Annotated in this window: 17 protein-coding genes; 2 read left to right on the top strand and 15 right to left on the bottom strand. The window is 59.5% G+C overall.

Annotated features, from left to right (window positions below; all coding sequences use genetic code 11):
- From J2Y56_RS06885 to J2Y56_RS06955, 15 genes are all read right to left on the bottom strand, one after another.
- Positions 1–314: transposase (locus J2Y56_RS06885; protein WP_310349426.1), on the bottom strand; the 314-nt coding region annotated here is incomplete at its 3' end.
- A gap of 294 nt (positions 315–608) precedes the next feature.
- Positions 609–3,644, bottom strand: a complete 3,036-nt coding sequence (locus J2Y56_RS06890; RefSeq protein WP_007948601.1) for a multidrug efflux RND transporter permease subunit — start codon at positions 3,642–3,644, stop codon at positions 609–611.
- A gap of 13 nt (positions 3,645–3,657) precedes the next feature.
- Positions 3,658–4,806, bottom strand: coding sequence for an efflux RND transporter periplasmic adaptor subunit (locus J2Y56_RS06895; protein ID WP_007948602.1), 1,149 nt, complete (start codon positions 4,804–4,806; stop codon positions 3,658–3,660).
- Positions 4,807–5,054: 248 nt separating this feature from the next.
- On the bottom strand, positions 5,055–6,152 hold the full coding sequence (locus J2Y56_RS06900; RefSeq protein WP_310349428.1) for a DUF1513 domain-containing protein: 1,098 nt from the start codon (positions 6,150–6,152) through the stop codon (positions 5,055–5,057).
- Between the two features lie 14 nt (positions 6,153–6,166).
- Entirely contained in the window at positions 6,167–7,231 is a 1,065-nt protein-coding gene (locus J2Y56_RS06905) for an imelysin family protein (protein ID WP_007948604.1), read from the bottom strand.
- A gap of 27 nt (positions 7,232–7,258) precedes the next feature.
- Positions 7,259–8,686 carry a di-heme oxidoredictase family protein gene (locus tag J2Y56_RS06910; protein ID WP_310349430.1) on the bottom strand — a complete coding sequence of 476 codons (1,428 nt, stop codon included), beginning with the start codon at positions 8,684–8,686 and terminating at the stop codon, positions 7,259–7,261.
- A 248-nt stretch (positions 8,687–8,934) separates the two neighbouring features.
- Positions 8,935–10,287: an imelysin family protein gene (locus J2Y56_RS06915; RefSeq protein ID WP_310349432.1), complete on the bottom strand. Its 1,353-nt coding sequence runs from the start codon at positions 10,285–10,287 to the stop codon at positions 8,935–8,937.
- Positions 10,288–10,493: 206 nt separating this feature from the next.
- Positions 10,494–12,545, bottom strand: coding sequence for a bifunctional diguanylate cyclase/phosphodiesterase (locus tag J2Y56_RS06920; RefSeq protein WP_007948607.1), 2,052 nt, complete (start codon positions 12,543–12,545; stop codon positions 10,494–10,496).
- A gap of 401 nt (positions 12,546–12,946) precedes the next feature.
- Positions 12,947–14,371 carry a gamma-aminobutyraldehyde dehydrogenase gene (locus tag J2Y56_RS06925; protein WP_310349434.1) on the bottom strand — a complete coding sequence of 475 codons (1,425 nt, stop codon included), beginning with the start codon at positions 14,369–14,371 and terminating at the stop codon, positions 12,947–12,949.
- A gap of 159 nt (positions 14,372–14,530) precedes the next feature.
- Positions 14,531–15,340, bottom strand: a complete 810-nt coding sequence (locus J2Y56_RS06930) for an ABC transporter permease (RefSeq protein WP_007948690.1) — start codon at positions 15,338–15,340, stop codon at positions 14,531–14,533.
- Entirely contained in the window at positions 15,330–16,277 is a 948-nt protein-coding gene (locus J2Y56_RS06935; RefSeq protein ID WP_310349436.1) for an ABC transporter permease, read from the bottom strand. The genes J2Y56_RS06930 and J2Y56_RS06935 overlap by 11 nt, the downstream gene beginning before the upstream one ends.
- Before the next feature lies 1 nt (position 16,278).
- Positions 16,279–17,316, bottom strand: coding sequence for an ABC transporter ATP-binding protein (locus J2Y56_RS06940; RefSeq protein WP_007948692.1), 1,038 nt, complete (start codon positions 17,314–17,316; stop codon positions 16,279–16,281).
- A 199-nt stretch (positions 17,317–17,515) separates the two neighbouring features.
- On the bottom strand, positions 17,516–18,667 hold the full coding sequence (ydcS, locus tag J2Y56_RS06945; protein WP_007948693.1) for a putative ABC transporter substrate-binding protein YdcS: 1,152 nt from the start codon (positions 18,665–18,667) through the stop codon (positions 17,516–17,518).
- Between the two features lie 111 nt (positions 18,668–18,778).
- Positions 18,779–20,266: a gamma-aminobutyraldehyde dehydrogenase gene (locus J2Y56_RS06950; protein ID WP_310349439.1), complete on the bottom strand. Its 1,488-nt coding sequence runs from the start codon at positions 20,264–20,266 to the stop codon at positions 18,779–18,781.
- A gap of 102 nt (positions 20,267–20,368) precedes the next feature.
- Entirely contained in the window at positions 20,369–21,283 is a 915-nt protein-coding gene (locus tag J2Y56_RS06955) for a LysR family transcriptional regulator (RefSeq protein ID WP_310337222.1), read from the bottom strand.
- A 186-nt stretch (positions 21,284–21,469) separates the two neighbouring features.
- Here J2Y56_RS06955 and J2Y56_RS06960 point away from each other — a divergent pair, with 186 nt between their 5' ends.
- Positions 21,470–22,162 carry a tellurite resistance TerB family protein gene (locus J2Y56_RS06960; RefSeq protein ID WP_310349440.1) on the top strand — a complete coding sequence of 231 codons (693 nt, stop codon included), beginning with the start codon at positions 21,470–21,472 and terminating at the stop codon, positions 22,160–22,162.
- Between the two features lie 243 nt (positions 22,163–22,405).
- Positions 22,406–23,848, top strand: a complete 1,443-nt coding sequence (locus J2Y56_RS06965; RefSeq protein ID WP_310349442.1) for a YncE family protein — start codon at positions 22,406–22,408, stop codon at positions 23,846–23,848.
- Positions 23,849–23,987 lie beyond the last annotated feature (139 nt).

The raw sequence follows: 23,987 nt of genomic DNA on the forward strand, positions 1-23,987 counted from the left end.
GCCAGCAGGCGCGCATCACAAGGGTCGGTTTTCGCCCGCTGGCCAATGCTTTCGCGGTAGTGGCTCAGCCGATAAGCATCCACAACGTAAACCCGATGTCCCATTTCATGGGCCAGTTCGACCGTGTCCAAGTGGTAAATGCTGGTGGCTTCCAAAGCAATTGAGCTTTGCGCAGGCAGCGCCTTGAGCCAACGCCCAAGAGTCTCTCGGTCGTTGTTGATGTGTTGAGTGGTTTGCATGTCTTCGCGGTAAGCGACGATTTCGGCCTTGGCCACATCGATACCGATTACCGTTGGCGAGGTAAGGATTGTCATGACGAATCCTCGGAGCTAGGGTTTAAGGGCTTGTCGGGGTTTACCCTTGCGCTGGCTTGCCTCTATCGTCGGTTTTACCGATGAATTCCTTATCGGCGCTTCGGGTAGAAAGGGCGGGACGAGAAGTCTCCCACGGTCCGTACTGGCTAGAGTCGGAATCGAGCTTTTAGTCCCGCCCACCCCTTCAAGTCTAAACATACAAGCGAGCCTGCTCGCGATGGCGGTGCGTCAGTCACCAGTAATGGCAACTGATCCACCGCCATCGCGAGCAGGCTCGCTCCCACAGGGGTGAAGTTATGCAGGTTCCTTGGTGTCGGGTTTGGCCAGCAAGGTATAGATGCACGGCAACACGAACAGGGTGAACAGCGTCCCGATCGACATGCCTGTGGCAATCACCGTCCCGATATCAAACCGGCTGACCGCCCCCGCACCGGTGGCGATGATCAATGGGACCATGCCGAACACCATCGCTGCCGTGGTCATCAGTACAGGACGAAGCCGAATGGCCGCCGCTTCCTCCACCGCCTCGCGGGCCGTCAGGCCCTTTTCCTTGCGGAGCAGGTTGGCAAATTCGACGATCAGAATCCCGTGTTTGCTGATCAGCCCGATCAGCGTCACCAGCCCGACCTGGGTGTAGATGTTCATGCTCGACCAGCCGAGGAACAGCGGGATCAACGCACCGCAAATCGACAGCGGTACGGTCACCAGAATCACCAGCGGGTCGCGAAAGCTTTCAAACTGCGCGGCCAGTACCAGGAAAATGATTGCCAGTGCGAGGGCGAAGGTCACCCACAGCGCACTGCCTTCCTGAACGTATTGCCGTGATGCGCCGGCATAGTCGACGGCGAAGCCCGCCGGGGCTTCCTCCCGGGCGATCTGGCGCACGACATCGAGGGCTTCGCCCATGCTGACCAGCGGCACCCCTGAAAGAATGGCCGAATTGAGTTGCTGGAACTGGTTCAACTGCCGTGGTCGGGCACGGTCGGTCACGGTGATCAGGGTCGATAGGGCCAACAATTCGCCTTGGGTGTTCTTCACGTAATAGTTGTTGAGCCAGTCCGGGTTATCCCGGAACGGGCGTTCAACCTGCGCAATGACCTTGTAACTGCGGCCCTCGATGGTGAAACGGTTGATTTCCGCCTCACCCAGCAAGGTTGCCAGCGTTCCGCCCAGGTCTTGCATCGACACACCCATCTGCGCGGCTTTGGCGCGGTCGATATCGACCACCACTTCCGGTTTGTCGAAGGCCAGGTCGACGTCGACGAAGGCAAACTTGCCGGACTCCATTGCGCGCTTTTTCACCCGGTCCATCACCTGCAGCAGCAACGGGTAATCGTTGGCCGTATTGATGACGAACTGAAACGGCAGACCTTCGCCGGTGCCGGGCAGGGAGGGCAGGTTGAAACCGAAAACCTGCAACCCCGGGATGCTTTCCAGTTTTGCCTGGACTTCGGGGAGTATCTGCATTTGAGTGCGCTCGCGCTGGTTCCACGGCTTGAGCAAGAAGCCGCCGATCCCCGATTGCACGCCGTTGAAACCGTTGATCTGGAACGAAGAGTAATACTCGGGAAACGCCTTGAAGATCGAGATGAACTCGTCGGTGTAGGTGTTCAGGTAGTTGAGGTTGGTCGGTTGCGGGGCGTTGGCCAACATGAAGATGATGCCCTGGTCCTCGTCCGGTGCCAGTTCCGACTTGGTGAACTTGAGCAGCACCGGAATCAGGCACAACACAATGACCGCGAACACCAGCACCACCGGCCGGGTGTTGAGGGTGCCGTGGAGCATGCTCTGATAGCGGCGCTTGAGGCTTTCAAAAATCATGTCCAGGCGATGAGCCAGGCCGCTGGGGTTTTCATCGTGACGCAGCAGCAGCGCGCACATCATCGGTGACAGGGTCAGAGCAACGACCCCGGAGATCACCACCGCCCCGGCCAGCGTCAGGGCAAACTCCTTGAACAACGCCCCCGTCAGCCCCGTCAGGAAGCCAATCGGCGCGTAGACCGCCGCCAGGGTGATGGTCATGGACACCACCGGCATGGCGATTTCCCGGGCGCCTTCGATGGCCGCGTCAAAAGGCGTCTTGCCTTCCTCAATGTGCCGGTGAATGTTTTCCACCACCACGATGGCGTCGTCCACCACCAGGCCGATGGCCAACACCATCGCCAGCAGCGTCAGCAGGTTGATCGAGTACCCCATCATCTGCATGAAAAACATCACGCCGATCATCGACAACGGAATCGTGACCACCGGGATCAACACCGAGCGAAAGGCGCCGAGGAACAGGAACACCACCACAATCACGATCAGCACCGCCTCGAACAGGGTTTTCACCACTTCGTCGATCGAGGCCTGGATGAACAGAGTGGCGTCGTAGGCAATTTCACCTTTGAGGTTGGGCGGCAACTGGGCATCCAGGTCCGGCATGATCTTGCGCACTTCCTTGATCACGTCCAGCGGGTTGGCGGCGGGCGTGGCCTTGATGCCGATGTACACCGAAGGCGTGCCGCCAAAGGAGCTGATGGTGTCGTAGTTTTCCGCGCCCATTTCCACCCGCGCGACATCACGCAACAACACCCGACTGTCGCCATCGATCTTCAGTGGAATCGCCGCAAAGGCCTCGGCGGATTTGAGCTCGGTGTTGGCGTTGATGCTGGTCACCACGTACTCGCCTTTCACCTCGCCGGCGGCGGACAGGAAGTTGTACCGGCGTACTGCGTTGGTCACGTCGCTGGCGCTCAAGCCGAAACCGGCGAGCTTGACCGGGTCCAGCCACAGGCGCATGGCAAACACCTGATTGCCGAGAATCTCGGCTTCGGCCATGCCCGGCAGGGTCGCCAGTTTCGGCTGAATGACCCGTGACAGGTAGTCGGTGATCTGCGGGTTGCTCAGTTCCTTACTGAAGTAACTGATGTACATCAGTGCCGAGGCGTCGGCCGATTCCTTGCTCAGTACCGGGTCTTCGGCGTCCTGAGGCAGTTGGTTCTTCACCTCGTTGGCTTTGGCCAGCAGTTCGGTGAACAAACGGTCGCTGTTGGCGCCGATACGCGCGTAGATCGAGATCACCGAAAAGTTCTGGCGACTGACCGAGGTCATGTAGTCAATACCCTCGGCACTGGCCAGACTCTGCTGCATCGGTTGGGTGATGTAGCCCTGAATGGTTTCGGCGTTGGCCCCGGGGTACGCGGTCGTCACCGTGATCAGGGCGTTCTCCATGACCGGGTATTGGCGCAGCGGCAGTTTGCTCCAGGCCTGAAAGCCCAGCAGCACTATCAACAGGCTGACCACGGTCGCGAGGACCGGGCGGCGGATGAACGGGTCGGTAAAAGCCATGGGGGTTCCTTGATCAGTCCGCGCGCGGCTGACTGTTCTTCTCGGCTAGGGTCTTGTCGTCGCTGATCGCGATGTGAGCACCGTTGTCCAGTTTGATCTGGCCGGCTGTGACCACTTTTTCGCCGTCCTGCACACCTTTGGTAATGATCACCAGGCCTTCACGACGTTCACCGGTTTCAATGAAACGCCGTTCGGCGATCAGGATCGGCTCGCCCTTGTCGTTCTTTTCGACGCTACCGTCTTCGGCTTTTTTCTGCGCGACCACGTAAACCGAATTGCCGTAGAGGGTGTAGGTAATCGCACTTTCCGGTACGACGACGCGCGGCTGCGGGTTGGGCAACAGCACTTGCAGGCTGGCGAACATGCCGGGCAACAGTTTGCCGTCGGGGTTGGCCAGGGTGGCGCGCACCTGCATGTTGCGCGTACTGCTCTCGAGTTTCGGGTTGATCGCGCTGATGGTGCCGGGGAAGGTTTGGGACGGATAGGCCGCGACAATGATTTCAATCGGTTGGCCAATGGCGATTTTCGGCACCGACTGCTCGGGCACGAAGAAGTCGACATAGAGACTGCTGAGGTCTTGCAGGGTGGCAATCATGGTGCCGGTGGCAACATAGTCACCGACGTCCACCTGACGAATACCGATGGTCCCGCTGAACGGCGCCAGGATGCTTTTCTTGCCGAGCGCAGCCCTGAGCTGATTGACCGTGGCCCTGTTCTTTTTCTGCACGGCCGAGAGTCGGTCGAATTCGCCTTTGGAAATAGCCTGGCTGCCGACCAGTTGGCTACCGCGACCGTAATCGAGTTGGGCCAGCCCAAGGTCGGCCAGCGCCGTTTCCAGCAAGGCACTTTCCACGGCGCTGTCGAGCCGCAGGAGCGGTTGACCGGCCTTGACCTTCTGACCTGACTCGAATTGCAAATCGATGACGGTGCCGTCGGTCTCCAGGCTCAGATCCACGCCTTGCAAGGCCTTGAGCGTGCCGACCGTAGGCAGGCGGATTTGCCACGGACGTTCGGTAGCCGTGGCCACAGCAACACTGATTGGCGGTTTTGGCGCAGAGAAACCTTGAATCATCGTGTAGATGGAGAAGGCTTTATAACCGGCCAGGACCAGCACGATCAGCAGAACAACACCCAACATGATCAGCATGCGGCGACGCAGCATATTTCCAGTTCCTTGGAGAAATCAGGTGAGACAGAGAGGCACATTACCCTGAGTGCGCAGGTGATTCCACCTGGCACTTACAGCACTATCCCTGTAGCAGCTGGCGAAGCCTGCGTCCGGCGGCGCAGCCGTCGTAAAACCATGCACCTCGGTGTGTCAGATGCAACCGGGTGTCCGGAACGACGACTGCTGCGCCCGAGCGCGGACCGGCCGACGCAGGCTGCGCCAGCTGCTACACATGACGGTGTTTAGATAAGGTGCAGGTGGTTGTCCCAGAGCCCCGCTGGTAGTTCAAGGGGTTTTGCCACAAGGTTTGTCTGGCGGCAATCGTAGTAGCGGCAGCGACCCTGGCCTGAGGTCACGACAAAACCATCAGCGACGGTGCCGACTCCGGCGCAATCGGGCAGTGGTGCATCCAGGCGCACTTCACCGCTGTTCAGGTCCCAGATAAAAAAGCGGTTGCCCCGGGGGGCGGTCAAAGCCACCAGGCGCAGTTCACTGTGCACCGCGACACTGGCGGTGTAATGGCCCATCGCCTGCAACTGATGCTCGGGCACCGGGAACGCCACGAAGGGCTGACCGGGACGCTTGATCGCCAGCAGCTCCGAAGATTCGTGCGACGGCCCCATGAATTGCTGGCCGGCAACGATGGTGCCATCACTGGCGATCCCCAGATGCCGCACGCTGTTCATCTGCTGGGCGAGGGTTTCCTTGCTCAACAAGGTGCCGTCGCGCTGCATCAGCACCAGGCTTGGCTCCATGGCGTTGAGGTTCATCTCGACCCGGCTTTCGGCCTCCGTGCGAATGCCGCCGTTGGCCACGACCAGGGTTTCACCATCGGGCATCCACGACACCTGATGCGGGCCAATGCCATGGGTGGAAATCTCGCCGCTATGCACCAGCCGCTCACCCTCGAACTTATACACACCGAGCAAGCCGCGGCCGGGGTCGGAGGTATCATTCTCGGTGGCGTACAGCCAATTGCCACTCTTGTGAATCACCGCATGGCCGTAGAAATGCCGGTTCGGTTGCGAGGTCACGGTTTGCAGCAACGCGCCGTCCCGCAGGTCGATCAAGTAGCTCTCGGTGCCCGGACGACGGGCGACGAACAGCGCGATCGGCTGTGTCGGGTGGTTGATGATGTCGTGGCAGCGCTGGCCGACCTGGGTGGCGAACACCCGGGTGCCATCCAGCCGATAGCCGACGGCGTAATGCTTGCCATCGGTATCGTCCCGCGCCGACAGCAGCAACGGGCTTTTGTCCTTTTGCTTGAACAGCGTCCAGCCGCCCAGTGTCACTGCTCCCAGCAGCAAACTACCTAAAGTCAGAGCCTGACGTCGCAGCATGGCACTTGCCCTCATCAGTCACCGTCGTTGGCGTTGAAGCCCAGTTGAATGCCCAGCGCCTTGGCCAGTTCGCCTTCGTGCAGGCGATGGACGACGTTGAGGCTGTCGTAGAGATCGTTGAGTTGCTGGCGACCGGCATCGTCGTTGAGCATTTCGGTCAGCGAGCGCTGGTTGCTTGCGAACAGCTTCAGTGAGGCGGCGTAGGCGGCATCGATCTTGTCGGCCAACGGCTTTTGCTCGCTCGGCAACAGACCGCGCAGCCCTTTGTTGTCGACGCCTTCCCACACCGTTTTGGCGGCGGCAAGGCTAGCCTCCAGGCCTGCCAGGGACGACTGGCTGCGCCATGCATCGGCCTGGAACGGTTGCGGCACACCCTTCGACTGACGGCCCATCGGCGTGCCGAGTTTTTTCTTCAGGCTGTCGAGGGCGGTGACCTGCACGCGCAGCAGATCGGCGATGGCTTCGTGGGAGTCGGCGTAGCGCTGGTTCGGGAACTTGCTCATTTGCGCGAGCATGCCGTCGGTGTTGTTCCAGCTCTGCAGGATCTCTTCGGCCAGTTGTTTCTGGCGCTCGCCAATGGCCTTCAGCAGTGGGCAGTATTTGGCTTTTTGCGCGTCGTTGGCCACGTCTGGCTTGCTGTCGAACAGGATGTATTCATAGGCCGAGAGGCCCTGAACCACAACGCTGGACTTGGCCAGGGCGACGGCATCGATCTGCGGCTGAGCCGTCACCAGTTGCTCGACCTGACGGCCGACCAGGTTTTTCTTGTCCGGCCAGAACTGCACCTGCCACGAACGGTTGCCCTCGGCCAGCGGACCGATCAGCAGCGGTTGCAGCTCGGCCCAGGCTTTCTGCGCGTGCAGGAAGTCGGCGCGGGCGGTGTCGAGGTTTTCCTTGCCTTCGCAATAGGCGAGGGCGCTGACGGCCAATTGGCGGTCGGCTTCAACCCAGCGGGTGTACGTCGGCAGAATCACCGATTTGGCGATGGCGGCCGATGTCACGGCTTGCGGGTCCTGCGGTGAACAGGCGCCCAGTGCGAGTGCGGCAAGGCTGGTGAACAACAATTTGGGACGGAACATGTCGGGCTCCCGATTCTTTATACGTGTTTAAAGAGAATTCAAAAACGCCAGCAACGCAGCGCGCTGCTCGGCATTGAAAGACAAAACCTGCTCACGCGCAGCCTGAGCTTCGCCGCCATGCCAGAGCACGGCTTCGAGCAGATTGCGTGCACGGCCATCATGCAGAAACTGGGTGTGGCCACTGACCGCTTGCGTCAGGCCGATACCCCACAACGGCGGGGTGCGCCAGTCGCGGCCACTGGCCTGGAATTCAGTGCGGTTGTCGGCCAGGCCGTCGCCCATGTCATGCAGCAGCAGATCGCTGTAAGGACGAATCACTTGATTGGCCAGTTCAGGTTCGGCGGCATTGGCAGCGGTGGTGTATTTGGGCGTGTGGCAGGACTGACATCCCGCCTGGAAAAAAAGATTCTTGCCGGCCAGCACTTGCGGCGCACTGACATCGCGGCGGGCCGGTACGGCAAGGTTGCGGCTGTAGAACAGCACCAGACGCAGGATGTTGTCACTGACTTCCGGTTCGCCCTCGGGGCCGTTGCCATTCGGTGCCTGTTTGCAGGCGGTTTGCGCGTCTGTGCAGTCATCGAACGGTCTCAAGCTGGTCGTGAGACCCATATCGCCGGAAAACGCGTGAACATTCTGTTGATTAAGGTTCGGTTGCCCGGCTTTCCAGCCAAATCGGCCGAGGACAGTCTTCTGTTGCACGTCATCCCAGACCCGGTTCGGGCGTCCAGCAATGCTGTTTTTATCCTTCGCCTGCGCCTCGGCATTGGCCAGGATCGCCTCGTCGGGGATCGCTTCGAGCAGGCCCAGGCCAATCATGGGCGGGGCGACACGCGCCGAGAACCGGGTATCGGGGTGCATCGGGCCGTAGCCCAGTTGGGTGATGTTCAAGCTCGGCTTGCGCAGTTCGACTTCGGTGCCGTCCTTGAAACGCACCGGAACGGGCGTGTAATCGACACGCACTTTACCTTCCGGGGTTACGCCGGGCACGGCCATGTCCTGGAACTGGCCACCGTAGACCGGTTCCGGCACTACGCCGAGCTGTTCGATGACCTTGGCATAAGCCGGCGCGTCGGGGATCGACAGGCGCACCAGCATCGACACGGCATTCGGTGCGTCAGGCGCCGGCGGATGGCCGCGTCCGTCCTTGATGTGGCAGCCCTGGCAGGCGTTGGTGTTGAACAGCGGGCCGAGGCCGTCACGAGCGGTGGTGGTCGACGGGGCGATCACCCAGGGGTTGCGGAAGAAACTGTTGCCGACGCTGAAGTCCACGCGCCGTGACGGCGACAGGTTGGCGGAGGGCAGGGAAAACGAGTTCTGATCAGTCTTGCGCACGGTCGCGCTGCCACCGGACCGGGCTTCACCGGGTTCGGATTTGGTAAAACGCGGGGCGTCATCGCAGGCACTCAGGCACAGGGCCAGCAACAGTGCGGACAAGCGAAGAAGCAGCGGGGGCATCAGACATCCTGCAAGACGAGCAAAACAAAGGCGCAAAGTCTAACAGGGCAGGAGAGTTTGAATAAGAGGAATTATCGTTTACTTGATGTGGGGCAGGTGATCGTTCCCACGCTCTGCGTGGGAATGCAGCCCGTGACGCTCCGCGTCACATCAACAGCCGGACGCAGAGCGTCCGTTGAGGCATTCCCACGCAGAGCGTGGGAACGATCGGCGACCCAAAGGTCGCCTTCTTGTTCAGCCAGCGTTGATCAGAATTCGTGATCAGCGTTGTCCGGGTTCAGGTCGCTGATGCCCAGTTTTCCAGCGGCGGCTTCGATCGAACCGGTCTGCTTGACCAGGGATGCGATGGCGTCGCGGACGATCTGGTTGCCAGCGGTGTTGCCGGCAGCGATCAGCTGGTCGTAGTGCTCACCCTTGTTGGCGTGATCGACGATGACCTGCATCTTGGCTTCGGTTGCAGCCAGGTCGGCTTTCAGCGCGGTGTCGGCAGCCGGGTCGGCCTTGGCCACCAGGGACGACAGGCTGGCGCCGGTCATTTTGGTGCCGTCGACGCGGGTGTACTCACCCAGGTACACGTTACGAATGCCTTTGGCATCGTAGAACTGCGAGTTGTGGGTGTTGTCGCTGAAGCAGTCGTGTTCGTCTTCCGGGGAGTTGGCTTCCAGGGAAACCTTCATACGCTCGCCCGCCAGTTCGCCCAGGGACAGACTGCCCATGCCGAACAGCATTTTGCGCAGGCCCGAATCAACCGGTTCGGCTTCCAGGGTGGCGCGGTAGTTGTCGGCCACGTTTGGCTTCCAGTTAGCGACCATTTCTTCCAGGTCGCTGACCAGCAGTTGGGTCACGGCCTTCAGGTAAGCGCGACGACGATCATTGTGACCGCCGGTGGCGCCTTTGCCTTCCAGGTAGTCGGACGCAGGACGGTTGCCGGCGCCAGGGCCGGTGCCGTTCAGGTCCTGGCCCCACAGCAGGAATTCGATGGCGTGGTAGCCGGTGGCGACGTTGGCCTCGGAACCGCCCAGCTCGTTCAGGCTGGCGAGTTTGGCCGGGGTAATGTCTTTCACGTCGATCTTGTCTTCGCCGACCTGAACCTGGGTGTTGGCGATGATGTTGGCCGTGGCACCCGGGTTACCCAGTGCGTGTTCGTAGGATTTGTCGACGTAGTCGATCAGGCCTTCGTCCAGTGGCCAGGCGTTAACCTGACCTTCCCAATCGTCGATGATGGTGTTGCCGAAGCGGAACACTTCGCTCTGCAGGTAAGGAACGCGGGCAGCAATCCAGGCAGCCTTGGCGGCTTTCAGGGTGTCGGCGTTCGGCTTGGCAAGGAAGGCGTCAACGGCGGTTTGCAGGGTCTTCGCGGTGGATTCGGCATCGCTGTAAACGGCGAAGACGATGTCGGCGTAATGCGCGACAACGGCTTTGGCGGCAGCTTCATCGACCTTGCTGACAGCGGCCGGGGCGACAGCAGGTGCCGGTGCAGCAGCGGCAGTGCTGGCGGCCGGAGCAGGCGCAGCGGCGGTCTTGTCTTTGCCTTCGCCGCAACCGGCGAGGGAAATAGCGATGGCCAACAGACTGGCGGTAGCCAGAGGCATACGAATCATGGCGAACATCCTGCTTCAAGAGGGTGGACTGGCGCTTCACGTGCGCAAAACTGCGACATAATGCAAATCTTTCGCATTCTGTGTAAAGGGTTGCAGGTGGAAATATTTCTTATTCACGCAGGCGTTGTGTCGTATATCCGAAAATCGCAGCCTCGTTTCACTCGACAGCTCCTACAGAGTGAAACGAGGCTGCGATTTTCAAAGACCTACAAAATTGCCGCGTTACTACGCTGGGCCTGTTTCAGGTAGGCGCTTAGTTCCCGTGCCGGCAACGGTTTGCTGTAGAAGTAGCCCTGACCTTCGTGGCAGCCTTCGGAGATGATGTAGGCCTCCTGCTCGGCGGTCTCCACGCCTTCGGCAATCACTTGCATGCCCAGGCTCTTGCCCAGCTGAATGATCGCCCGAACGATGGTTGCATCGTCGTCGTCATCGAGCAGGTCTTGTACGAAGCTCTTGTCGATCTTGATCTTGTCCAGCGGCAGGCTTTTCAGATAACTCAGTGACGAATAGCCGGTGCCGAAGTCATCGATGGCGATCAACGCGCCTGAACGACGCAGGCTCAGCAGGTGCTGGGCGGCGGTGCTGATGTCTTCCATCAGGCCGGTTTCGGTGACTTCCAGTTCCAGGCTACGGGGGGGCAAGCGGTACATTTGCAGCAGGTTGTTCACCACTCGCGGCAGCTCGGCGTGGTGCAGCTGCACGGTAGACAGGTTCACCGCCATGCGCAGGTCGGGGAAGCCCTGATCGTGCCAGTCGCGCAATTGCTTGCAGGCCTGATCCAGCACCCACTCACCGATGGCGATGATGGTGCCGTTTTGTTCGGCCAGCGGGATGAACAGATCTGGCGGCACCAGCCCATGCTCGGGATGTTGCCAGCGAATCAACGCCTCGACGCCCACCACCCGGTGATCGCGGTAGCTGATTTGGGGTTGGTAGACGAGGTAGAACTGATCGCGGGTCAGTGCATCGCGCAGGTCCTTCTCCAGTTCGCGACGGCGGCGCATCTCGGTGTCGACACTGGCGATGTAGAACTGATAACGATTGCGCGAGCGGGTTTTGGCCAGGGTCATGGTCTGCTCGGCTTTTTGCAGCAGCTTCTCGGTGCTGTCACCGTCCTCGGGGAACAAGGTGATACCGATGGTCGCGCGCAGACGGATCTCCTGATGATCGAGGGCAAACGCCGCTTCCAGGTCATCGAGAATGTTTTGCGCCAGTTCGGCTGCTTCGTAAGGTTGTTCGATATCGGCCTGGACCAGGGCGAACTGATCGCCGCCAAGGCGGGCGAGGGCGCCGAGCCGGCCACTGTGGGCCCGTAGCCTGTCAGCCAATGCCAGGAGCAATTGGTCGCCGGTCTGATAGCTGAACTGTTCGTTGATGCCTTTGAAGTCGTCCAGGCCCACCACCAGCACCGCGACCCGGCGTTGCAATTTGCCGGCGTCGACCAGGATCTTGTCCAGTTGTTGTTGCAATTGCTGGCGGTTCGGCAAGCCGGTCAGGAAGTCGTACTGAGCCATGCGCAACAGGCTGTTTTCCGCTTCGTGACGCAGGTGGGTGTTGCGTTCGATGGATTCGAGCAACTGGTTGGCGGTGTTGATCCAGATGCCCAGTTCGTTCTTTTCGTGGCCCTTGAGCAGCGGGATTTTGTGTTCGCTGGGGCGATCCGGGTTGATTTCGGTCAGGTGCTGGATAATCCGCGACAACGGTTTGGTCAGCAGCCAGTGATACACCAGATACAGCACCAGGCCCATGGCCAGGGCGCGCAATACGCCGGAGATGAAGATGATGACCGAGCTGACAATGAACCCTTGCCCGTAGGTGGCGGTGTCGAGGGTGATGCTCAGGTCGCCGTAATATTCACTGTAAGGGCCGCGACCGACCAGTTGAGTGGTAAAGGTGCGTTCCTTGCCGAGGATCAGGTCGGTCAGCCAGCGGCTGTCGGAATGCTGCAGCTCGCGGGATTTTTGCGCGAGCATGGCTTCGCTGGGATGGCCGATGGAGGCCTGGCGCACGGCGTCGTCCTGGAACAGGCCTTCGATCACTTGCATGCCCATTTCCCGGTCGAGGCTGTAGACAGCCTGGGTCGAGGGGTCGCGGAACATGTCGAGGATACGTTCGGCATCGTTGGCTACGGCCTGGCGCGTCTTATAGGCGTCGAAAACGATTTGCGCGCAGCTCAAGACCACGCCAACGATCAATGCCGACAGGAGGACGACCCGAAGCAACTTCACCGACAAGCTGTTCTTGAGTTCCAGCTTCAAAGGGGGATTCCTTGTTCCGTGCGGGTAGCATCAAGTTGCCATGAGTATTGGCAATCCCGTGATGGCAGTCAAAGGGACAATCCATCACAGGAGGTTTTGCCTGTGGGCTTGGCCGATATGCTGTTGTCTGGGGTATTTGTCCTATTAGTACTGTGTCGGTTGTGGGGGCCTTCAACTTGAGGGGCGGGAGATAATTTTTCCTACGGGGTTGATGGTAGTCGGCTATGGCGTGGGGGCAAGGGGTCAAGTCTGGTTCTATTGTCAGAAATTGACCTGTTTTTACGGATGTATGTACGCCGTTTGTACTGTGGGAGCTGGCTTGTCGAGGGCCTGAATTCTGTGTAAACCGCTCCCACAAAGTCTGCACGGAACCTGTGGGAGCGAGCCTGCTGGCGATGCTTTTAATGCTTGAACATCACATGCCGAATGACGGTGTAGTCCTCCAGCCCGTACATCGACATATCCTTGCCGTAGCCGGACAATTTCTGACCGCCATGCGGCATTTCGCTGACGAGCATGAAGTGCGTATTCACCCAGGTGCAGCCGTACTGCAAGCGGGCAGACAAGCGATGCGCGCGACCGACATCCGAGGTCCAGACCGACGACGCCAGGCCGTAGTCCGAATCGTTGGCCCAGCCCAGCACCTGTGCTTCATCCGTGAATTTAGTCACCGACACCACCGGCCCGAACACCTCGCGGCGAACGATTTCGTCATCTTGCTGAGCGTCGGCCAATACGGTCGGTTCGAAGAAGTAACCGTTGCCGTCCACGGCTTTGCCACCGGTGATCAAGCGAATGTGCGGTTGCGCGATGGCGCGCTCGACAAACCCGGCCACCCGGTCGCGGTGTTGCGCGGTGATCAGCGGCCCCAGTTCGGTCGACGGATCATCCTGCACACCGTACTTGATGCTGCTGACCGCCTCGCCGAGCTTCTCGACGAACTTTTCGTAGATGCCGGCCTGCGCATAGATACGGCACGCGGCGGTGCAGTCCTGGCCGGCGTTGTAGAAGCCGAAGGTACGGATGCCTTCCACGGCAGCGTCGATGTCGGCGTCGTCGAAGATGATCACCGGGGCTTTGCCGCCCAGTTCCATGTGCATGCGCTTGACGCTGTCGGCGGTGCTGGAAATGATGTTGGAGCCGGTGGCAATGGAGCCTGTCAGCGACACCATGCGTACTTTCGGGTGTGTGACCAATGGGCTGCCGACGCTAGGGCCACGGCCAAACACCAGGTTGAGTACGCCGGCCGGGAAAATCTCCGACGCCAGTTCGGCCAGGCGCAGGGCGGTCAGCGGGGTTTGTTCCGACGGCTTGAGCACCACGGTATTACCGGCGGCCAGGGCGGGGGCGATTTTCCAGGCGACCATCATCAGCGGGTAGTTCCACGGCGCGATGGAGGCGATCACGCCCACCGGGTCGCGGCGGATCATCGAGGTGTGGCCCGGCAGGTACTCACCGCCCGCCGAACCGCTCATGCAACGGCTGGCGCCGGCGAAGAAACGGAACACGTCGGCAATCGCCGGGATCTCGTCGTTCAGCGCGGCGCTGTAGGGTTTACCGCAGTTGTCCGATTCCAGTTTGGCCAACTCTTCGCCGTGGGCTTCGATGGCGTCGGCGAGTTTGAGCAGCAGCAGCGAGCGCTCTTTTGGCGGGGTGTGCGACCAGCTGTCGAAAGCGGCATCGGCGGCGCGCACCGCGGCATCGACCTGCGCTTCGCTGGCTTCATTGATTTCGACCAGCACGCGACCGAGGGCCGGGTTGAACACAGGTTGGGCGGGGCCTTCGCCGTCGATCAGTTGGCCGTTGATCAAGAGTTTGGTTTGCATGGCATTGTCCTCTTCAAATCTGTTCTTGTTTTGAAACTGGCCCCTGTGGGAGCGTGCCTGCTCGCGAAAGCGGTTTAACATTCAACATTGATGCTGGCTGACACACCGCTTTCGCGAGCAGGCTCGCTCCCACAGGGGTAGTCGTTGTCCGTGAGTTAGTTATTTCCCGCCACTGCCCGCCACACTCTCGCCACCCCGGGTCAGGTAATAGGCGCCGAGGATCGGCAGCATGGTCACGATCATTACCAGCATCGCGACGACGTTGGTCACCGGCACGTCCCGTGGGCGACTGAGCTGGTTGAGAAGCCACAGCGGCAAGGTACGTTCATGGCCGGCGGTGAAGGTGGTGACGATGATTTCGTCGAACGACAGGGCAAACGCGAGCATACCGCCGGCCAGCAGTGCCGAGCCGAGGTTCGGCAGGACGATGTAGCGGAAGGTCTGCCAGCCATCGGCGCCGAGGTCCATGGACGCTTCGATCAAACTGTGCGAAGTGCGACGCAAACGGGCGATGACGTTGTTGTAGACGATCACCACGCAGAAGGTCGCGTGACCGACGATGATGGTGAACATCCCCGGCTCGATCCCCAGCGTCTTGAACGTCGCCAGCAACGCGATCCCGGTAATGATCCCCGGCAAGGCAATTGGCAGGATCAGCATCAGCGAGATGCCTTGCTTGCCGAAGAAGTCCCGACGATACAACGCCGCGGAAGCGAGCGTGCCAAGGACCATGGCGATCAAGGTCGCGACGGAGGCGATCTGCAGCGAGAGCTTGATCGCTTCCAGCACGTCCGGCCGTGAGAACGCCACGCCAATCCACTTCAGGGTGAACCCCTTGGGCGGAAAACTGAACGCCGCGTCTTCGGTGTTGAAGGCGTAGAGGAAGATGATCAGGATCGGGAAGTGCAGAAACACCAACCCGCCCCAGGCTGCGATTTTCAGACCCCATGAAGCCTTGTCAGAGTGCATCGAAGGCCCCCAGTCGTTTGACGATAGTCAGGTAAATGGCGATCAACACAATCGGCACCAGCGTGAAGGCTGCGGCCATCGGCATGTTGCCGATCGCACCTTGCTGGGCGTACACCATGCTGCCAACGAAGTAGCCCGGCGGGCCCACCAGTTGCGGCACGATGAAGTCGCCTAGTGTCAGGGAGAAGGTGAAGATCGAACCCGCCGCGATGCCCGGAATCGACAGCGGCAGAATCACTTGCATGAACGTCTGGCGCGGCTTGGCGCCGAGGTCGGCCGAGGCTTGCAACAAGGACGGCGGCAGACGTTCCAGCGATGCCTGGATTGGCAGGATCATGAACGGCAGCCAGATGTAGACGAACACCATGAAGCGGCCCAGATGCGAAGTCGACAAGGTGCTGCCGCCCACGCCGGGAATGCCCAACACGAACTGCAACACCGGCTCCAGTCCCAAGTGCTGGACGAACCACTGCGCGACGCCGCCCTTGGCCAGCAGCAAGGTCCAGGCATACGCCTTGACGATGTAACTGGCCCACATCGGCATCATCACCGCGATGTAGAAAAACGCTTTGGTCTTGCCGGTGGTATAGCGCGCCATGTAGTAGGCAATCGGGAACGCGACGATGGCACTGGCGATGGACACGACCACGGCCATGCTCAAGGTGCGCAGGATGATGTCGAAGTTCGATGGCTGGAACAGCGCAGCAAAGTTGGCCAAGGTCAGGTCAGGCGTGACCGCCATGGTGAAGTCATCGAAGGTGTAGAAACCTTGCCACAGCAGCACCAGCAACGAGCCGAGATAAATCGCGCCGAACCACAGCATTGGCGGCACCAGCAGCATCGACAGGTACAGGTTCGGCCGGCGGTACAGCAGGTTGGAAAACCTGCGCAACGGCGAACCGCTGGACGGGGTTTGAGGGATAGCCACGGTGTTCATTTCACACCCCGCCGGCAACGGTGTCGTGCAGTGGGATCATCGCTTCCCGTGCCCAGCGCGCGCTGATGCGTTGCCCGGTCTGGTGCCGGGCGCTGACATCCAGCCATTGATTGTTGGCCTGGCTGATGTTCAGGGTCTGGCCGTTTTCCAGTTTCATCTCGTAGCGTGTGGCGCTGCCCTGGTACTGAATGTCGTGCAGCAAACCGCTGACTTCAATCTCGTGGCTGGCCAGAGGGCCTTCGGCGAAACGCACGTGTTCCGGGCGAATCGAAAACGGCTGCGGATTGCCGCTCAACTGCTTCGCCAGATCGCCGCGAATCACATTGGAGGTGCCGACGAACTCCGCGACAAAGGTCGTCGCCGGTTTCATGTAGAGATTGCGCGGCGTGTCGACCTGCTCGATGCGTCCCTTGTTGAACACGGCCACGCGGTCAGACATCGACAGCGCTTCGGTCTGGTCGTGGGTGACGAAGATGAAGGTGATGCCGAGCTGGCGTTGCAGTTTTTTCAGCTCGCTTTGCATCTGTTCGCGCAGCTTCAAATCGAGGGCACCCAACGGCTCGTCGAGCAGCAGCACACGCGGGCGATTGACCAAGGCGCGGGCCAGAGCCACACGCTGGCGCTGACCGCCAGACAATTGCACCGGTTTGCGCTCGCCGTAGCCGCCGAGGGCGACCATGTCTAGGGCTTCTTCGGCGCGTTTCTGGCGCTCGGTTTTACCGACGCCTTTGACTTTCAATCCGTAGGCGACATTGTCGAGTACGTTCATGTGCGGGAACAGGGCGTAATCCTGAAACACGGTGTTGACGTCGCGCTCATACGGCGGCAGCCCGGCGGCTTCTTCGCCATGAATGCGGATCGAGCCTGCGCTCGGTTGTTCGAAACCGGCGATCAGGCGCAAACAGGTGGTTTTACCCGAGCCGGAAGGGCCCAGCATGGAGAAAAACTCGCCGTCCTGGATATCGATAGAAACCCGGTCTACGGCTTTCACTTCGCCGAACAGACGGGAAACGTTGGTGAACTGGACTGCAAGCGTCATGGTACGGTGCTCCAAAAAGACGAGGGCCGTCACAGCGGCGGCCCTGCCTGGACTTCTGAATTCTTCAGTGATGATCGTTCCCACGCTCTGCGTGGGAATGCCGCCGGTGACGCTCTGCGTCACTTCTGCGCGAATGGACGCGGAGCGTCCAGTGATGCATTCCCACGCAGAGCGTGGGAACGATCAACCGAGTGAGGGCTTATCTGCCGCCCATAATCGCAATGTAGTCCTGTGTCCAGCGGCTGTACGGCACGAACTTGCCGCCTTCAGCTTGTGGGGTTTTCCAGAAGGCGATCTTTTCGAACTGGTCGAAACCGTTGGTCTTGCAGCCTTCAGCGCCGAGCAGCTCACTGCCGGTGCACGCCGCTGGCACTGCTGGCAACGAACCAAACCAGGCCGCCACATCCCCCTGGACTTTCGGTTGCAGCGACCAGTCCATCCACTTGTACGCGCAGTTCGGGTGCTTGGCCTCGGCGTGCAACATGGTGGTGTCGGCCCAACCGGTGGCGCCTTCTTTTGGAACGGTCGAAGCAATCGGCTGCTTCTCGTTCATCAGGCCGTTGACCTGATACGGCCAGGCACCGGACGCGACCACGCCTTCGTTTTTGAAGTCGCTCATCTGCACGGTGGTGTCATGCCAGTAGCGGTGGATCAACGGCTGCTGGGCTCGAAGCAGATCGAGTACGGCTTTGTACTGCGCTTCCGTGAGTTGGTACGGGTCTTTGATGCCCAGTTCAGGCTGGGTGGCTTTCAGGTACAGCGCCGCGTCGGCGATATAGATCGGGCCGTCATACGCCTGCACGCGTCCCTTGTTCGGCTTGCCGTCGGGCAGGTTTTGCGCATTGAACACCACGCCCCAGCTGGTCGGCGCGGTCTTGAACACGTTGGTGTTGTACATCAACACGTTCGGACCCCACTGATAGGGGGTGCCGTAGGTCTGGTTGTTGACCACGTACCAAGGCGCATCTTTCAGGCGCGGATCGAGGTTCTTCCAGTTCGGGATCAACGCGGTGTTGATCGGTTGCACACGCTTGCCGGCGATCAACCGCAGCGAGGCGTCGCCGGATGCAGTCACCAGGTCGTAACCACCCTTGGCCATCAAGCTGACCATCTCGTCGGAAGTGGCGGCGGTCTTGACGTTCACCTTGCAGCCGGTTTCCTTCTCGAAACCGGTGACCCAGTCGTAGGCCTTGTCGCTTTCGCCACGTTCGATGTAACCCGGCCAAGCCACAATATCCAGCTGACCTTCGCCGGCGCCGACTGCTTTCAGCGGTTCGGCGGCCTGGATGCTGGCACTCGCCAGCAGCGCGGTAGTGATTGCACTGAGCAGTGCGGTCTTGTGCACGAACATGGGACACACCTCTTTGTTTTTTAGGTTTTTGTTAAGAGTAGCTGCAAGCGGCAAGCTTCAAGCTGCAAGACACAGCGATCTGCTTTTGGCTTGCAACTTGAAGCTTGCCGCTCAAAGCTCCCGGCTGTGCCGGGCCATGATGTGTCGCACCACGCTGTAGTCCTGCAGCGAATCGCTGGATAAGTCTTTGCCGTAGCCCGATCGCTTCAGGCCGCCGTGGGGCATTTCGCTGACCAGCATGAAATGGCTGTTGATCCAGGTGCAGCCGTACTGCAAGCGCGCCGCGACCTGCATCGCCTTGTCCAGATTCTGGGTCCAGACCGACGAGGCAAGGCCGTATTCGGAATCATTGGCCCAGTCCACCGCCTGTTCGAGTCCATCAAAACAGGTCACGGTGACCACCGGCCCGAACACTTCGCGCTGGACGATCTCATCGGTCTGCTTGCAACCGGCCAGCAACGTTGGCTGGTAATAGAAGCCGGCACCGGAATGCACCGCCGCACCGGTCACGCGTTCGATGTGCGGCTGACCGAGGGCGCGCTCGACGAAACTGGCCACTCGGTCGCGTTGGCGGGTGCTGATCAGCGGCCCGATTTCGTTGTCGGCATCGCGTTTGCCGGCGAAGCGCAGGCTGCTGACCGCCGCGCCGAGTTCGGCCACCAAACGGTCATGAATTCCGGCCTGTGCATAAATCCGGCACGCTGCCGTGCAATCCTGGCCGGCGTTGTAATAACCGTAAGTGCGCACGCCTTCGACCACCGCTTGAATGTCCGCATCGTTGCACACGATCACCGGGGCTTTGCCGCCCAGTTCGAGGTGGGTGCGTTTCAATGTTTTGGCGGCGGCCTGGAGGATTTTTTGCCCGGTGACGATATCCCCCGTCAACGACACCATGCGCACTTTAGGATGACTGACCAAATGGCTGCCAACGCCTTCACCGCCGCCGCAGACGATGTTGATCACGCCGCGTGGAAGGATCTCGGCCAGCGCAGGCGCCAGGGCCAGGATCGACAGCGGCGTGTGTTCGGAGGGCTTGAACACCAGCGTGTTGCCGGCGGCGAGGGCCGGGGCGATTTTCCACGCGGCCATCATGATCGGGTAATTCCACGGCGCGATTGATGCGACGACCCCGATAGGGTCGCGGCGCACCATGCTGGTGTAGCCCGGCAGGTACTCGCCGCTGAGCTGGCCCGTCTGGCAGCGCACGGCCCCAGCGAAGAAACGGAACACATCAACCGTGGCGCTCAAATCGTCCTGGCGGGCCAGGTGCAGCGGTTTGCCACAGTTCAGCGATTCGAGGCGGGCGAGGAGGTCGGCTTGTTTTTCGATGGCGTTGGCAATGTCCAGCAGCAGGTTTGAACGTTGCTGCGGCGTGGTCCGTGACCAACCGGCGAAGGCGTGGTGGGCGGCGAGGATGGCGGCTTCAACTTGCTCGGTGCTGGCTTCGGCGATGTGCGTCAGCACTTCCCCGGTGGCGGGGTTGAGGATCGGTTCGACAAAACCTTGGCCTGGGACCAACTCACCATCGATCAACAACGCGGTAAACAACGGGGTCTGCGCGCCAGCCATTTTTCGGGTTCTCTTTTCTTGTGTGGCCATGCTGCTCCCTGTGACTGGGGCCCGGCCGTCTTATATAGATGCATCAAGACTAGTGCTCGGGCCCGAGGTCGACAAATTCTAAATACTGAAGGCTGCGTTCGATTAAATAGATGGCTTTCGCCCGCCGTGGGGTTGCTCGCGGGCGACAGTCAGGAACGGGTCTACCAACGCCGGCCGCGCGGTGCCTCGGCGCCAGGCCAGGCCGACGTCGAGGGTCTGGCTCAGGTCGGCAATGGGCCGTGCTTCGATAATGTCGCCCTCCAGTGACCACGGGCGATACGTCATGTCGGGCTGGATCGACACGCCCAAACCTGCGGCCACCAGGCTTCGCACCGCCTCGGTCGAAGCTGTCCTGAGGGTGATGCGTGGTTGCAGCGATGCGGCGGACCACATGCGCTGAGCGTTGCGGTCCATTTCATCGACGTTCAGTTGAATCAGCGGTTCCCGCGCCACGTCGGCGAGATTGATGCTGTCGTGTTCCAGCAGAGGATGCTGGGCCGGCAGCCATAGGCGATGAGGGGAATGCGTCAGGACTTCGGTTTGCAGGGCGTGACGGTCTTCGAGGTTGGACAGGATCAGCACGCCGACATCGATCTCGCCGCTGACCAGCAAATGCTCGATGTAGGGGCGTTCATCCTCCATTACCCGAATCTCGACATTGGGATAGGCGCGCTGGAAACGGGTGAGCAAATCCGCGAGGTAATAACCGGCAACGAGGCTGGTCACACCGATGATCAACTGGCCGGCCACCTGATCGGTGCTCTGTTGCAGGCTGCGCTTGGCGTTGTCTACGGTGGCCAGGATCAAGTGTGCCTGGCGCAGGAATTGATGCCCGTGGTGGGTCAGCGTCATGCCCTTGGCGTGACGGTTGAACAGGCCGACGCCGATTTCCTGCTCCAGTTGCTGGATCGCCAGGGTCAGGGTCGATTGCGAAATAAACGCGGTTTGCGCGGCGGCGGAAATCGAGCCGGTCTCGGCCACGGCGATGAAATGACGAATCTGACGCAAGGTCATCATGTGGAAAATACCCGGTGGGCGGTTTTTATAGATTCACTTGAGTGTATATCGTTTTAATCGATGGGCTCCTGGGCGTTACAAGAGGTGAGCAACATCTGGAAGCACTCTCGCTGGAAGGGACAGGGCACTTTCGATCTAGGCTGGTGGCCTTAGTGTCCGGACATCCCTTTCCTGGAGGCAGAAAAAATGAATACCCGTGGATTGCTCGATCAATTGCTCAAGTCCGGTCAGGATCTGTTGCAGAACAAGGCCGGTAATCATCAGAACAAGGCGTCCAGCGGTGGCTCGGGTGGCCTCGGAAGTTTGCTCTCGGGTGCGAGCGGCGGTGCGATAGCGGCAGGCGCCATGGGCTTGTTGCTCGGCAGCAAAAAGGCCCGCAGCGTCGGCGGCAAAGTCGCCGTCTACGGCGGCCTTGCGGCATTGGGAGTGGTCGCCTACAAAGCCTTTGGCAATTGGCAGGCACAGCAGGGCACCGCGCCTAAGACTGAGCCGCAAACCCTCGACCGCTTGCCTGCGGCGCAAGTTGAACAGCACAGCCAGGCGATTCTCAAGGCGCTGGTCGCCGCAGCGAAAGCCGACGGCCACGTGGATGAACGCGAGCGTGCATTGATAGAAGGCGAATTCATCAAATTCGACAATGATCAGCAATTGCAGGGGTGGCTACATGCTGAACTCAGCAAACCACTGGACCCGGCGGAAGTTGCCCGCGCCGCCAGCACGCCGGAAATGGCCGCCGAAATGTACATCGCCAGCGTGATAGTGGTGGATGAGCAGAACTTCATGGAAAAGTCCTACCTCGATGAATTGGCGCGGCAGTTGAGGCTGGAGCCTGGGTTGAAGGCCGAGTTGGAGAAGCAGGTGCGTCAGGCTTCCATGTAGACCTATCCAGAGCCAATCAATGTGGGAACGAGCCTGCTCGCGATGGCGGTTTAACATTCAACATCATGTCGACTGACTCACCGCTTTCGCGCGCAGGCTCGCTCCCACTTGGGGTTGGTGTACTGGCTAACAGGTGATGTCACCACTTATCGGAATAACGTGACTACTGTCAGATCTGACAGTAGTCAGTTTCATTTCTCAAGCATCCAATGGCTCTGTCTATTACAGGCAGGAGCCATCACCGTGACAACGAAATCATCGCCCAATATCAGCAAAGACAGATTGACTGACCCCCGCGCCGTTCCGCAAAAGTCTTCACAGATAGGAGTCAGCACCGCAGGCGCTGAAATCCCGGTGGGTGCCGGGCCAATCACTGTCATCTTGAGACTTAAGGGTGACCTTGCGTTTGTCCTGAATAACCGAGAGAGCTCGGTCACCGTCATTGATGTCAAATCGGCAAAGCCAATCAAGACTATTGAAGTCGGCGCTGGCCCGAGAGGTGCCAGCGCCAGTCCAAATGGACGTGATGTTGTTGTTTGTCATGGCGCAACGGCTTCGGTCATCGATTGCAATAGCCTTGAAGTCAGGGCCGTTATTGAGGGCGTTTCAACCACGGCGAATACACCTTTTAGTCCGGATGGAAAATACGTTTATTTCTGTGCTAACGGAGCTCCGCAAGTCATTATTGTTGATGCGGAAAGTTTGGAAGTGGTTGATGGAATTACTATAGAAGGTCCTACTGATGTATTTTCAATTGTTATTAACCCGTACAGGCCTTTGGCGTACATCAGTAATACCGAGCTTGGTGAGGTCTTGATTTTCGATACGCAGACTATGGCATTAACCAAGAAGATTAAAGTTGGTGAAGGGCCTACTGGTCTTGCCATTTCTTCGGATGGCAAGCTTCTGGCGGGGTGCAATTTTCTTGATGATACGATTTCATTCATTAATCTCAATGATGACGCGATAGTCGCAACAGTGGGCGTTGGACCTAATCCGATTGCAGCGGTATTCAGTCCGGATGGGCGCCTTGCCTACATCGCCAATGGTGGGGGAGATACGGTGTCGGTTATTGATACTGAAAACTTTCAGTACGTTGAGGACTTGTCTGTTGGGCAAAATCCGTTCGATGTGGCGATCAATCCTGAGGGCACACGGGTATATGCAGCTAATGTTGGCTCTGACTCGGTTTCAGTCCTTAATACAGGCCCTTCAGAAGTTGTCGAAGACTTTGAATCTGTCGAGGCTGCGCAAATCGGAGAAGTAGGAGAAATAATGTTGACCGATATCTTCAAGGTGACACTGCTTGAAGTATCAGATCCGGAGCAATATCTGGCGATTTCCAATGCCGAGTGGGGTCGTGAGTGGGTAAGCGGGAATGCGCTTAATAATTATGACGCTCACACTGACAAGATGATGGCGTACTCTTTGGAGTTGAATGAAGGTACTGCAAGCACAATCAGATTTTGGATGGCTAACGGCAATAACACATCGCTGATCCCCTATCTGGATGTATGGTTTATGGGTGGACCGGACAATGTGCTTGATGCCCGGCATTTTTCATGGCCGCCGGATACCGCTTTCGAAATGCAGGTTGATTCTGGTGCCCTTCAAGGTATCCAGAGCATAAAAATCAGGACGAATGGACAGTTTGTCATTGATCAGATTGAAGTCGTGCGGGAATGATGGGCTAAAGATCAAAGGTTGTCGGGGGCGGTCAGCGACACCGCGTGATCGTTATTCGCGAGCAGGCTCGCTCCCACAATGATTGACCCAGACCCTTTTCCGCCAGGATGAGAATCGAAGCACACTGTCTTATAGATGA

This window comes from Pseudomonas sp. BE134 (genome assembly GCF_031456105.1).
Lineage (GTDB): Bacteria > Pseudomonadota > Gammaproteobacteria > Pseudomonadales > Pseudomonadaceae > Aquipseudomonas.